This window comes from Dactylosporangium sp. CA-152071, from assembly GCF_050936335.1.
Lineage (GTDB): Bacteria > Actinomycetota > Actinomycetes > Mycobacteriales > Micromonosporaceae > Dactylosporangium > Dactylosporangium maewongense.
Genome location: NZ_JBNJMZ010000001.1, coordinates 5,880,950 through 5,892,991 on the forward strand (window position 1 = coordinate 5,880,950; position 12,042 = coordinate 5,892,991).

Consider the following 12,042-nt stretch of genomic DNA (forward strand, 5'->3'; position numbering starts at 1 on the left):
AACGATCACGCCGGACCAGGTTTCCACGAAGATGGACTGAGCAGCACATTCACCCCGGAGTCCCATCCGGGCGTATCAAGGTTTTTTGGCAGGCCCGGGGGTAACAATGTGCTCATGTCACACCCTGCCGCGACCTATCGCCTCGGTATCGTGTCGACCTATCTGCCTCGCCGTTGCGGGCTCGCGACGTACACCGCGGACCTGCGGGAGGCACTTGGTGTCGCCAGCGACGATCTGGAAACAGTCGTCGTGGCCATCGACCGTGACGGGCACAGCTACGGTGACGAGGTCGTCGTCACCATCAATCAGGACCGCATCGAGGACTACTCCGCCGCCGCCCGCGCCATGCGGGAGGCCGGCGTCCAGGTCGTGCTGATCCAGCACGAGTACGGGATCTTCGGCGGCACCGACGGCTCTCACCTGCTCGAACTGACCCGCGCGCTCAACGCGTGCGGCATTCCTTACCTGCTGACACTGCACACGGTGCTGTCGCGGCCCTCGTCCGGGCAGGCGGCGACGCTGCGCGCGCTCTGCGCCCGGGCGGCGAGGGTCACGGTCTTCACCGAGACCGCGCGCCGGGTCGCTATCCGCACCGGCGTGGCCGCCGGCCACCAGCTGGTCGTGGTCCCGCACGGCGCGCCCGAGGCGATGCGCCAGCCACCGGACCCCGCGACGCTGCGGCCCGAGCTGCGCGAGCTGCTGGACACGGTCGCCGGGAAGCCGACCCTCACCACGTTCGGCCTGCTCAGTGAGGGCAAGGGCATCGACATCGCGATCGACGCGCTGGCCGCGGTGGTCAAGGAGCACCCGGACACGCAGTACATCGTGGCGGGCGCGACGCATCCGGAGATCAAGCGGCGCGACGGCGAGGCCTATCGCGACAGCCTGCAGTCCCGCGTGGAGCTGCTGGGCCTGGCCGGCCACGTGCACTTCGTCGACGCCTTCCTGGGCCTGGACGAGCTGTCGGCCATCCTGCACGCGAGCACGCTGTTCGTGACGCCGTACCGGTCGCCGGAGCAGATCTGCTCGGGTGCGCTCACGTTCGCGCTGGGCGCGGGCCTGCCCGCGGTCTCGTCGTCCTACAGCTACGCGGAGGACATGCTCGCCGGCGGCGCCGGACGGGTGGTGCCGTGCGGCGACGACGCGGCGCTCGCCGCGGAGATCATCGACCTGCTCACCGACGGCCGCGCGCTCGCCGCCGCGAAGTCGGTGGCCGAGGCGTGCGCCGTGTGGCTGCCCTGGCCGGCGGTCGCCGCGCGGGAGGCGGAGCTGGTCGCCGACGTGCTGCGCCAGACGCAGGCCGCGACGGCCCGCCCCGGTCACTCGACCGCGGCCGCCCCGCTGCTCAACCTCGCGCACCTGGACCGGCTCACCGACGAGATCGGCATCATCCAGTTCTCGCACGGCGCCAACCCTTCGCTGGAATCCGGCTACTGCGTCGACGACGTGGCCCGGCTCGCGATCGTCGCGGCGGACCTGCTCGCGATCGGCATCGACACGAAGCAGACGGCCCAGGCGACGCGCTGGCTGCGCCAGTCGATCCGCTTCCTGACCGCCGCCTACGACCCGTCGGGCGCGATGCACAACATGCTGAGCTACCACGGCACGTGGCAGGACTGGCCGCACCAGGGCGACCACGTCGGCCGGGCCGTCTGGGCGCTCGGCGTCCTGGTCGGCACGCCGGCCGTCCCCGACGACATCCGGCGGCCGGCGGCGGCGCTGCTCGACGAGCTGGGCGCGCGCACCCACCAGCTGCCGGACATCGGGCTGCGGACCGCCGCGTACGCGCTGATCGGCCTGGCCCGGGCGGGCCGCACCGACCAGGCGGCGCCGCTGCTGCGCCGGCTCGACGAGGCGCTGGTCGCGACGTCGGCGGTGGACCCGTCGTGGCGCTGGTTCGAGCCGGAGCTGACCTACGACAACGCCCGGCTGCCGCAGGCGATGCTGCTCGGCGCGGCGCTGCTGGAAGACGACACGATGGCGGCGCGGGCGATCGCGGCGCTGGACTGGTACGCCCAGCACGTCGGGCTCGCCGACGGCACCCTGCGCTGCGTCGGCAACCGGTGGCACCGGCGGGGCGAGTCGCCGTCGGTCTGGCTGGCCGACGACGGCGACGAGCAGCCGCTGGACGCGGCCGCGATCACCGAGGCGATGGTCGACGCCTGGCAGTACACCGCGGACCCGGCGCTGGCGCGGCTGGCGGGCTGGGGCTACTCCTGGTTCCTCGGCAGGAACCGGGCCGGCGCGCGGCTCTACGTCGACGCGACGGGCGCCTGCCACGATGGTTTGTCTGCTACTGAGCCAAATGGGAACCAGGGTGCCGAGTCCACGCTAGCCTATTACCAAGCGCTACTCAGCCTGCTCAAGGCCGGTTTGGCCGCTCTGCCCCACCCTGTCGTCGCCACGACGCCGGTCCCGACGTCATTGCCGGTCACCGGCCCGTCACGGCCGACTCCGAACAAGGCACCGACGGGCACCCGGGCCGTCGGACGGGCCTCGGCCGGCTTCAGCGCGACCGCCCAGCCGCCCCGCCTGCGCACCACGGAGGGCCAACCTGATGCACTTTGACGCGGAGCTGTTCCACCGGGAACCCACCAATCCCCTGCTCACGGCCGGGGATTGGCCCTATCCGATCAACAGCGTGTTCAACCCGGGCGCCTGCCTGCACAACGGTGACACGGTCCTGCTGTGCAGGATCGAGGACCGGCGAGGCATCTCGCACCTGACCGTCGCCCGCAGCAAGGACGGCCGCACCGACTGGGTCGTCGACGCCAAGCCGCTGATCGCCGACGACCCGACCGACCAGCACAGCTGCTGGGGCGTCGAGGATCCCCGGGTCACGTACGTCGACGAGCTCGGCGGCTACGTGATCGCCTACACCGCGTACGGACCCGGCGGCCCCTGCGTCGCGCTCGCCCGCACCGAGGACTTCGAGTCGGTCGAGCCGCTCGGCATCGTCATGCCGCCCGAGGACAAGAACGCCTCGCTGCTGCCCCGCAAGATCGACAACCAGTACGTGCTGTTCCACCGGCCCGTGTCCGTGCTGTCCGCACGGGCCGACGTCTGGCTGTCGAAGTCCTCGGACCTGCAGGCGTGGACGACCCCCGAGCCGGTCATGCAGTCCCGCTCCGGTCCCTGGTGGGACGCCACCCGGATCGGCATGGGCCCGCCGCCGGTCGAGACCCCGCACGGCTGGCTCTGCGTCTACCACGGCGTCAAGCAGATGGTCGCGACGTCGCTGTACCGCGTGGGCCTGCTCATGCTCGACCTGGACGACCCCACGAAAATCATCCGGCGGACACCGAGCTGGGTCCTGGGCCCCGACGCCGAGTACGAACGGGTCGGCGACGTGCCCAACGTCGTCTTCCCCACCGGCCTCGTCCACGACGAGGCCCGCGACGAGCTCCGCCTGTACTACGGCGCCGCCGACCTGTGCGTCGCCATGGCCAGCGCCCGCTTCTCCGAGGTGGTCGACTACCTGGTCAGCCTGCCCGCCGAGAACGAATAGCCCTGCCATCCGAACTAGCTCTGCCAGCCGAACGGCGGCCCGCTGTCAGGGCCGCCGTTCGCCATGTTCCAGGCGCCCCACCACCCGACCTTGCCCGGCGAGCACCACCCAACCCCACCCCTCCCGGGCCGCCACCGGCGAAACGCACAGGGCCACCCCTCTCCCACCCACCCAGACATTGGTCAATGCCCAAACGCCCCATTCCTGATGGACAGAGGCCGCGGACCACACCAGGCAGCCGCTCGCCACGCACCTGGCGCCCACATACAGGGCCTACCCCCTCCACCCACCCAGACGTTGGTCAATACCCCCGCAACACCCAGCCCCTCCCGAAACGCCACCGACGAAACACACAGGGGCTACCCCTCCATCCACCCAGACGTTGGTCAATGCCCCGAAATGCCCCTTTTCCGGATAGACATAGCGCGATCCACCCACAGTTCGATCACTGATTTGAGGGTGGATCGCGCAGCGTCTGTGGAACAAATGCCAAAAATCGGGGCATTGACCAACGTATTCGCGCGGAGACGAGACCAGAGACAGAGACGGGTGTGTCGGTTGGTTCAGTGCCGGGCGGGGAGCGGGTCGAGGGCGTCGGCCGGCGTGAGGTTCGACCCGCTTGGGCAGGACGGCGGCCCCCTGCAGTGGGCCGCCGTCCTGTTTGTCGCTACTTCGGGCTGTTGCCTTTAACGACCGGGACGCGGACCAGGTTGCCCCACTCGGTCCAGGAGCCGTCGTAGTTGCGTACGTGCTGGAAACCGAGCAGATGCGTCAGCACGAACCACGTGTGGGACGACCGCTCGCCGATGCGGCAGTAGGCGATGACGTCGTCGTCCGGGGAGAGGCCGAGCTCGCCGACGTAGATCTGGCGCAGCTCGTCGACGGGCTTGAAGGTGCCGTCCTCCTGGGTCGCCTGCTTCCACGGCTTGCTGACCGCGCCGGGGATGTGGCCGCCGCGCAGCGCGCCCTCCTGCGGGTAGTCGGGCATGTGCAGCAGCTCGCCGGTGTATTCGCCGGGCGAGCGGACGTCGACCAGCGGGCGGTCGGCGGCGATGTGCCCCATGACGTCCTCGCGGAACGCACGGATCCCCGTGTCGTCCCTGGTGGGCACCGGGTAGGTGGTTTTCGGGCGATCCGGCGCGTCCTTGGTGAGCGGCCGCCCCTCGGCGATCCACTTGGACCGTCCGCCGTCGAGGATCCGCAGGTCGCGGTGGCCGAAGAGGGAGAACACCCACAGCGCGTAGGTCGCCCACCAGTTGAAGTTGTCGCCGTAGAAGACGATGGTGTCGTCGGGGCCGATGCCCTTGGCCTCGCAGAGCGCGGCGAAGCCTTCCGCGTCGAGATAGTCGCGGGTGACCTGGTCGTTGAGCTCGGTATGCCAGTCGACCTTCACGGCGCCTGGGATGTGGCCGGTGCCATACAGCAGCACATCCTCGTCGGACTCGACGACGACGAGACCGTCGTCGTGGAGCCGCTCGGCCAGCCAGTCGGTGGTGACGAGTTTCATGAGTTCAATCTAGCGGCGCGAGCTCGGGCCGTTTGGCGGTCACCATGTCCCCGGAAGACTTTCCGGTCAGCCGCCGCTTCACCCACGGGGCCAGGTGCTGCGTCGCCCAGCGCGCGTCGGCCGCCTTGCGCGACATCCACGACAGATCCTCCGGCGGTGGTGGTGCGGCCAGCCACGATGCGTCGCAGTCGACGCCGAGCGCCGTCAGCACGTGGCCGGCGACCCGGCGGTGCCCGGCCGGCGAGAGGTGCAGCCGGTCGATCCCCCACAGCCGCGGGTTGCCGAACTCGGCGTCGTCCCACATGTTCACCACGTGGGCGCCGTGCTTCGCGCCGATGCCGTCGATCGCGGTGTTGAGCGCGTCGACCCGCGGGCGGAGCATCTTGCCGCCCGGCATCCTGCCGGTCAGGTCCGCGAAGCGGAAGAGGACCACGTCGGCGCCGGTGGCCCGCAGCCGCTCGATCGTCTTGTCGAACCGCGCGACCAGGATGTCCACCTCGAACCCGCGCCGCAGCGCGTCGTTGCCGCCGCCGGCGAAGCTGATCAGGTCGGGCTTCATCGCCGTGGCGAGCGGCACCTGCTCGGCGACGATGTTGTCGAAGAGGCGGCCCCGCACCGCGAGGTTGGCGTAGCGGAAGTCCGGCAGGTCCTGGGCGAGACAGCCCGCCACCAGATCCGCCCAGCCGCGGTAGCCCTTGCCGTCCGGTCTCGGATCGTCCATACCTTCGGTGAAACTGTCACCGACCGCGACGTAGCTCGTCCACCCCGCCACCGCACAACCTCCCCATGGTCTGCATGCCTGCATCGCATCTTTTCAGGGCACCAGGGGGGTTGGAAGCGACTTTGCCACACGCCACACCTGGTTCAGCCCTTCCGGGTTCGGGTAACAAACGGGCATCAACAGCCGGGAGGGCGACCATGACGATGCAGACCGTCCGCGACGTGATGACCACCAATGTTGTGTATCTCCCGAGTGAGACGACCCTCGCCGAGGCGGCTCGCACCATGCGTGAGCAGGACATCGGCGATGTCGTGGTGGCCGACGGTCCCGGTCTCACCGGCGTGGTCACCGACCGCGACATCGTCGTGCGAGCCGTCGCGGAGCGCTGCGACCCCGCCGCCACGACGATCGGCGAGATCGTCACCCGCGACCTCGTCACGGTCCGCCCCGAGGACTCCATCCACACGGCGGCGCTGCTCATGCGCGACCAGGCCGTGCGGCGGGTGCTCGTCTGCGACGACGCGCAGGGCCTCGTGGGTATCGTCTCGATCGGGGACCTGGCCGAGGAGATCGACCCAGACTCGGTGCTCGGCGGCATCAGCAAGGCCGCACCCAACAATTGAGCGGCTAGATTTGAGGTATGGACATGCCCGGCAAGCTGGCCGCCATCGTCGACGAGTTCGCCTCCGCGCCCCGCGACGTGGTGCTGGAGATGCTGCTCGAGTTCGCTGACGCGGTCCGCCCGCTGCCGGCGTCGTTCGACGGGCACGAAGGCATGGAGCAGGTGCCCGAGTGCCAGACGCCGTTCTTCCTCAAGGCGGTGGTGACACCCACGGATCAGGTCGAGCTCCACTTCGACTGCCCGCCCGAGGCGCCGACGACCCGCGCCTTCGCGGGCATCCTGAGCGAAGGCCTCGAGGGTGCCACCGCCGCCGAGGTCCTGGCCGTCCCCACCGACCTGTACCACCGGATGGGTCTCGCCACGGCGATCAGCCCGCTGCGCGTCCGCGGCGGCACCGCCGTCCTGACCCGCCTCCAGCGCCAGGTCCGCGAGGCGGCCTCAGCGCAGGATGCCTAGCCTCCTGACCTCCGGGATCCAGGTCGGAAACTCGCCGAGCAGGCGGTCGTAGAGTTCGGCGTCGCTGACCTTCGAGATGTCGTCGACCGCGAAGAACCCGACGTTGTCCACGACCCGGCCCGCCATCCGGTCGAACCGCTCGAGAATGCCGTAGTTGCCCTTGCCCAGGCCGATGAACTGCCAGAACGTCGGCTCGCTCGCGGCGTCGCGCAGCTGGCGCTCGATCTCGGCGTTGCGGTGGACGCCGCCGTCGGAAAAGAAAAGCACCAGGGTCGGGTCGGGCACCGGGTTCGCGGCGGTCCAGCGCCGGACCTGGTCGATGACGCTCGCCTCGTTGTTGCTGCCGCCCACGCCCGAGGGCCGTTTCGGCGTCTGGGCGGCGAGCCATCCCGGCATCTCGGCGATGGTCAGATCCGGCAGCTGGCGGGCGAGGTCGGCGAACGCCCACACCTGCATGGTCCCGTCGTCGTCCAGCTGAGCGGCGACCGCGGCCATGCGCTCGACCGCCTGGCTGACGATGCCGCTCTTGTACAGCCGATGCATCGACCCCGACGCGTCGAGCACCACGATGACCCTGGCCCGGATCCCGGCGGCGCCGCGCTTCGCCAGCGACACCAGCACCTGCTGTTTACGCAGGTTGAGCCGCTGCCGGTCGGCGGCGGGCAGCCGCTCCTCGCCCTTGGTGAACCGCACCCCCGGCCGCTGCTCCGGAACAGCCGGCGCGGGCGCCGCGGGAGCCGCGGGAGCCGCGGCCTCCTCGGAGATCGAGATGCCGAAGGCGGTCGCCAGACCGGCCAGCCCGGTGTCCCAGCCCTGCCCGACCGCGCGGAACTTCCAGGCGCCCTGCCGGCGGTACAGCTCACCCACGACGAACGCGGTCTCCGTCGTGGCCCGCATATCGGTGAACCGGGCGATCTCGGCGCCGGTGGCGGTGTCGTAGACCGTGGCGTGCAGCCCGGGGACCTGCCCGAACGAGCCACCGTCCGCCGAGGCGGCGACCACGATCCGGTCGACGCCCGGCTCCACGGTCCGCAGGTCGGCGCTCACCGCGTCGTACCCCCAGCCACCTGCCTGCTGCTTCCCGTCGTGGACGACGGCGCCGCTCGGGTGCTTCGGCTGGTTGTAGAACACCATGTCGTTGTCGCCGCGCACCTTGCCCGCCGCGTCGAGCAGCAACGCCGTGCAGTCGACGTCGGGCACCCCGGCCCCCTGCTGCCAGCCGACGACCACCCGGACGGCGCCGACCTGCACCGCCGTGTTCCCACCCTTGGCAAGCGTTGTCACGACTGACAACCTCGCACGCCGCGATCACCGGGTCTTCGCACGAACGGCTCATGTTTCACGTGCAACGTCGCCGCGACCTGCGGAACGGCCGATCCTCGGGCTCGACGCGGGGGGCTCAGGCCAGCCCGTACGTGAGGTGGACGACGCCGGTCGGGAACATCTCGGACGCCGCCAGCCGCAGCGGCACCCGCGAGTCGTCGAAGAGGCGCTTGCCGGCGCCCAGGACGATCGGGCACACCAGGAGGTGCAGCTCGTCCAGTACACCGGCCACCAGCAGCGACCGGACCAGCGTGGCGCTGCCGGTGACGGTGATGTTGCCGCCCTCCTGGCGCTTCAACGCGGTCAGGGCGGCTGCGACATCGCCCTCCAGCAGCGTCGACCCGGCCCAGTCGACCGAGGTCAGCGTGGTCGACGCGACCAGCTTCGGCGTGTGGTTCATGAAGTCGGCGATCTCGCCGCTCTGCCCGGGCCAGATCTTGGCGAACTCCTCGTACGTCTGCCGGCCGAGCAGCAGCGTGCCGGTGGCGTCCCGGCGGTCCTTGATCGACTGGCCGACCTCGTCGCAGAAGTAGTCGAAGCTCCACCGCTCCGGCGACTCGACGACGCCGTCGAGGGACATGTGCAGCCCGGCAACGATCTTGCGCATCTCGGTGCTCCTTAAGGTTGGGTTCTAATGACGCGTCGAACGACGACGAACCCTTTCGACACGAGGAGCGGAAAACTTTGCCTTCGACGCTGCCGACCCATCCGCTCGCCGTCCTGCCACTGAAGCTGTGGCGGCCCAGGTGGTTCGACGGCGTCGCGCTGGTGGCCGGGGCCGCGGCGCCCGACACCGCCTACCTCTTCGACCGGCTCCCGGTCCCGGCGCCGCGGCACGCCGTGCACGCCTGGGGCTACGAGCCCGACCACCTCTTCGGCGCGCTGTGGTTCAGCGTGCCGGTCGCGCTGCTCGTCGCCTGGCTCATCCGCCTGGGCGCCCCGGCCGTCGCCGCGCACCTGGGCCGCAAGGGCGGCTGGGCGCGCGACTACGGCGTCCTCGGCCGGGTCCGCCACCGGTGGTGGATCACGGTGAGCTCGGCGGCGATCGGGGTCGCCAGCCACCTGCTGTGGGACCTCGTCACCCACCCCGGCCCGCTGACCTCGTGGTTCGCCGTGCGGCAGACCAGCGACTACGCATCCCTGCTCCTGACGCCGCTGTTCATCTGGTACGCCGGAAGCCACCGCCTCCTCCGCGACTGGCACGGCACGCCACCGCCGGTCAAGCCCGCCCCGAAGCTGTTCTGGCCGACGACCGCCGCCGTGTTCACCGCCGGCGCCCTGGTGACGTGGCACCTCGGGTACCACGGCCCGCACATCGTGATCGTCCGGCTCATCACGTCCCTGATGCTCGCCCTGCTCACCGCCGCGGCCGTCGTCTCCACCCGCGGGACTCAGCGCAGCGCGGCCAACCCGCCCCGCGCCATGAGATCCATGACCCCTCCGCGCGGGTAGCCGGCGATGCACCGCTGATACAGGGCCTTCGCCTCCGCGTGGCGGCCCACGAGCCGGTAGGCGTCGGCGAGGTTGTGCTCGATGTTGGCGACGCACTCCGGTACAGGAGCCGCCGACGCCAACTGGTCGGCCAGCACCTGTGAAAGGAGCTGGATGCCTTCGTCCATGCGGCCGGTCTCCAGCCAGTCGAGGGCCAGCGACTCACCGCTGTAGCAGGTGGCGACGTGGTGCGGGCCGAGGACTTGGCGGCGGACGGCGTACGTGTGCTCGAACAGGGGCTCCGACTCGTCCAGCCGGCCGAGCAGCCGATGGTCGACGGCCACCTGGTACTGGGCCTCCAGCGTGTCGGGATGATCGGCGTCCAGGGCCGCCCGGCAGTCGGCCAGGAGCGCGGCGTGAACGGCCAGGGCGTCCTCGAACGCGTACTGGCGCCGCAGCACGATGCCCAGCGTCACGCGGCGGTCCAGCGTCTCGGAGTGCCATGGACCGAGCACCCGGGTCGCCGCCGCGACCTGGTCCCGCGCCGCCCGCAGCGTGTCGGCCGGGTAGCCCAACGCGTCGCGGGCCCGCTTGAGGGTGGCGTGGGCGAAGACCAGGTCGCCGTGCGCGACATTGCCGTGCACGAAGGTCGCGTCGGTCAGGATGGCCGGGCCCAGCGTGTCGACGGCGCTGGTGTTGTGGCTGCGCAGCAGCAGGTCGGTGCTCTTGCTGCGCAGGTGGACGAGCCGCTTGCGGGTCTTCGCGGTGGCGGTGTCGCCGTGCAGGAACGCCGCCTGCAGATGCAGCGCGAGCTCGGCCGCGGCGGCCCTTGATCCGTCGATCCGCTTGACCATGCGGGCCAGGGCGCCGGCGACGTGGGTGAGCACGGTGTCGGCCCGGCCCAGCTCGCGGCTGCGGGCGGCGATCGCGTGCCGGACGAAGTTCGTGAGCGTGACCCGGTCGGCGGTGACCGTCGCGAGCGCGGGCGGCACGTCGAGGGGCTGCTTCCCGCCGAGCAGCCGCGGGTCGATGCCGCACGGCGCCAGGACGGCGAGGCACTCCAGCAGCCAGTACACCTCGGGAGACAGCGACTCGTGCGCGAGGCGGACCACGTCGGTGCCGGGATGGTCGTCGGGGGCCGGGAAGCGCCGCCCCGGCCCGCACGTCGCCGCCGCGATCGCCAGCGCCTCGGGGTGGTGATCGACCCGCGCGGCGAGCCCGGCGAGGGCGGGCGGCACGTCCGCCGGCGGGTGGCCGCCCAGCTCGACGGAGCCGGGGACCGCGGCCCGCGTGGTGACGACGACGTGGATCGCGCCGAAGTACGGCCGCCACCGGTGCACCAGATCCATGTCGGGCGCGTCGTCGTAGACCATGAGCACCGGGCCGGGATGGTCACGGAGCAGGGTGAGCGCCGCCGGGACGGTCCGCGACACGTCGGAGCCGGCGTCCCAGGCGCCGAGCGACTCCGCGACCTGGTCGAGGCCGACCAGCAGGCTGATCTCGTCCGTGGCCGACAGCCGCAGGACCAGCGGCCAGCCGTCGGCGATGCACCGGTGGGCGTACGCGTCGGCGAGCCGGGTCTTGCCGACTTCCGGACGGGCCGGACAGGACGGTGACCCGGGCCGGCAGGCCGCGCACCGGCGGCGGTCCCCAGGCGACGTCGGGGGAGACTGAGGGCATGACCACGATCTACGTTCCCTACCACCTGGACGAGCGGCTGGACGGGCTGGTCGACGAGCCGGCGGACGTGACCGTCACCGTCGAGTTCCCCAAGGATGGTGACATCTGGGGGCGGCTGGCGGTGCTGTACGAACGGGTCGCCGACGAGGTGAGCGGCGCCGAGGCGCCCGTGGTGATCTCCGGGGACTGCACCACCGCGCTGGGGACCGTCGCCGGACTGCAGCGGCGCGGGGTCGACCCGGCGATCGTGTGGTTCGACGCGCACGGGGATGTGCAGACGCTGGAGACGACCACCTCGGGGTACATCGGCGGGATGCCGTTGCGGGTGCTGGTGGGGTACCGGCCGGAGCTCATCGCCGACCGGCTCGGGATCCGGGCGCTGGCCGAGGAGCGGGCCGTGCTGGTCGACGCCCGGGACCTCGACCCGGCCGAGGAGGAATACCTGAAGGGGTCGGGGATCCGCCGGTACCGGCTGCAGGACCTGGAACTTCCGGAAGGCCCGCTGGTCGTACATGTGGATCTCGACGTGGTGGACGGGGCGGAGCTACCCGGTCTGCTCTTCCCCGTGCCGGGCGGGCCGTCGCTCGGGACGGTGCTCGCGAAGGTGGAGGAGATCATCGCGACGGGGAGGGTGGTCGCGGTGGACCTCGCGTGCACCTGGCGGCCCGGAAACGGCGCCGAGGCGCGGGAGTTCGTCCAAACGATCTGCAAAGGCTTCCGAAAGGATCCGAACAAGTTTCGGACTCAACGTGATCATTGAGGTGCGGAGTGTACTCGTGTCGCGCGAACTTGTG

11 protein-coding genes are annotated in these 12,042 nt (G+C 71.0%); 6 read left to right on the top strand and 5 right to left on the bottom strand.

The window, feature by feature from the left end; translation table 11 throughout:
• The first annotated feature begins 114 nt into the window (after positions 1–114).
• Positions 115–2,568, top strand: coding sequence for a glycosyltransferase (locus tag ACQEVZ_RS26330; RefSeq protein WP_433371117.1), 2,454 nt, complete (start codon positions 115–117; stop codon positions 2,566–2,568).
• Positions 2,558–3,508, top strand: coding sequence for a hypothetical protein (locus ACQEVZ_RS26335; protein ID WP_433371120.1), 951 nt, complete (start codon positions 2,558–2,560; stop codon positions 3,506–3,508). The genes ACQEVZ_RS26330 and ACQEVZ_RS26335 overlap by 11 nt, the downstream gene beginning before the upstream one ends.
• 667 nt (positions 3,509–4,175) lie before the next feature.
• Here ACQEVZ_RS26335 and ACQEVZ_RS26340 read toward each other — a convergent pair.
• Positions 4,176–5,015, bottom strand: coding sequence for a sulfurtransferase (locus tag ACQEVZ_RS26340; protein WP_433371123.1), 840 nt, complete (start codon positions 5,013–5,015; stop codon positions 4,176–4,178).
• 4 nt (positions 5,016–5,019) lie between these two features.
• Positions 5,020–5,787 (bottom strand): SGNH/GDSL hydrolase family protein, encoded by a 768-nt coding sequence (locus tag ACQEVZ_RS26345; RefSeq protein WP_360568713.1) that lies wholly within the window; start codon positions 5,785–5,787, stop codon positions 5,020–5,022.
• Between the two features lie 146 nt (positions 5,788–5,933).
• On the opposite strand from ACQEVZ_RS26345, the gene ACQEVZ_RS26350 reads away from it, so the two are divergent.
• Complete coding sequence (locus ACQEVZ_RS26350) at positions 5,934–6,359, top strand: CBS domain-containing protein (RefSeq protein WP_344508461.1); 426 nt, start codon at positions 5,934–5,936, stop codon at positions 6,357–6,359.
• A gap of 17 nt (positions 6,360–6,376) precedes the next feature.
• Positions 6,377–6,814 (top strand): SufE family protein, encoded by a 438-nt coding sequence (locus ACQEVZ_RS26355; RefSeq protein WP_344508463.1) that lies wholly within the window; start codon positions 6,377–6,379, stop codon positions 6,812–6,814.
• Here the strand turns inward: ACQEVZ_RS26355 and ACQEVZ_RS26360 are convergent.
• The gene (locus tag ACQEVZ_RS26360) at positions 6,797–8,098 is read right to left on the bottom strand and encodes a VWA domain-containing protein (protein ID WP_433371128.1); all 1,302 of its coding nucleotides are present in this window, start codon (positions 8,096–8,098) and stop codon (positions 6,797–6,799) included. The two genes, ACQEVZ_RS26355 and ACQEVZ_RS26360, sit on opposite strands and share 18 nt — an antisense overlap.
• 115 nt (positions 8,099–8,213) lie before the next feature.
• Positions 8,214–8,744, bottom strand: a complete 531-nt coding sequence (locus ACQEVZ_RS26365) for a dihydrofolate reductase family protein (protein ID WP_433371131.1) — start codon at positions 8,742–8,744, stop codon at positions 8,214–8,216.
• Between the two features lie 77 nt (positions 8,745–8,821).
• Here ACQEVZ_RS26365 and ACQEVZ_RS26370 point away from each other — a divergent pair, with 77 nt between their 5' ends.
• A complete protein-coding gene (locus ACQEVZ_RS26370) occupies positions 8,822–9,589 on the top strand; it encodes a DUF4184 family protein (RefSeq protein ID WP_433371134.1) in 768 nt (255 codons plus the stop codon).
• Here ACQEVZ_RS26370 and ACQEVZ_RS26375 read toward each other — a convergent pair.
• Positions 9,529–11,001, bottom strand: coding sequence for a tetratricopeptide repeat protein (locus tag ACQEVZ_RS26375; RefSeq protein ID WP_433371137.1), 1,473 nt, complete (start codon positions 10,999–11,001; stop codon positions 9,529–9,531). The two genes, ACQEVZ_RS26370 and ACQEVZ_RS26375, sit on opposite strands and share 61 nt — an antisense overlap.
• Positions 11,002–11,180: 179 nt before the next feature.
• On the opposite strand from ACQEVZ_RS26375, the gene ACQEVZ_RS26380 reads away from it, so the two are divergent.
• Positions 11,181–12,008: an arginase family protein gene (locus ACQEVZ_RS26380; RefSeq protein WP_433371140.1), complete on the top strand. Its 828-nt coding sequence runs from the start codon at positions 11,181–11,183 to the stop codon at positions 12,006–12,008.
• Positions 12,009–12,042: the final 34 nt, after the last annotated feature.

Coding starts and splice junctions, on each gene's coding strand:
- ACQEVZ_RS26330 (WP_433371117.1), top strand. CDS start 115: ATGTCACACCCTGCCGCGACCTATCGCCTCGGTATCGTGTCGACCTAT.
- ACQEVZ_RS26335 (WP_433371120.1), top strand. CDS start 2,558: ATGCACTTTGACGCGGAGCTGTTCCACCGGGAACCCACCAATCCCCTG.
- ACQEVZ_RS26340 (WP_433371123.1), bottom strand. CDS start 5,015: ATGAAACTCGTCACCACCGACTGGCTGGCCGAGCGGCTCCACGACGAC.
- ACQEVZ_RS26350 (WP_344508461.1), top strand. CDS start 5,934: ATGACGATGCAGACCGTCCGCGACGTGATGACCACCAATGTTGTGTAT.
- ACQEVZ_RS26355 (WP_344508463.1), top strand. CDS start 6,377: ATGGACATGCCCGGCAAGCTGGCCGCCATCGTCGACGAGTTCGCCTCC.
- ACQEVZ_RS26365 (WP_433371131.1), bottom strand. CDS start 8,744: ATGCGCAAGATCGTTGCCGGGCTGCACATGTCCCTCGACGGCGTCGTC.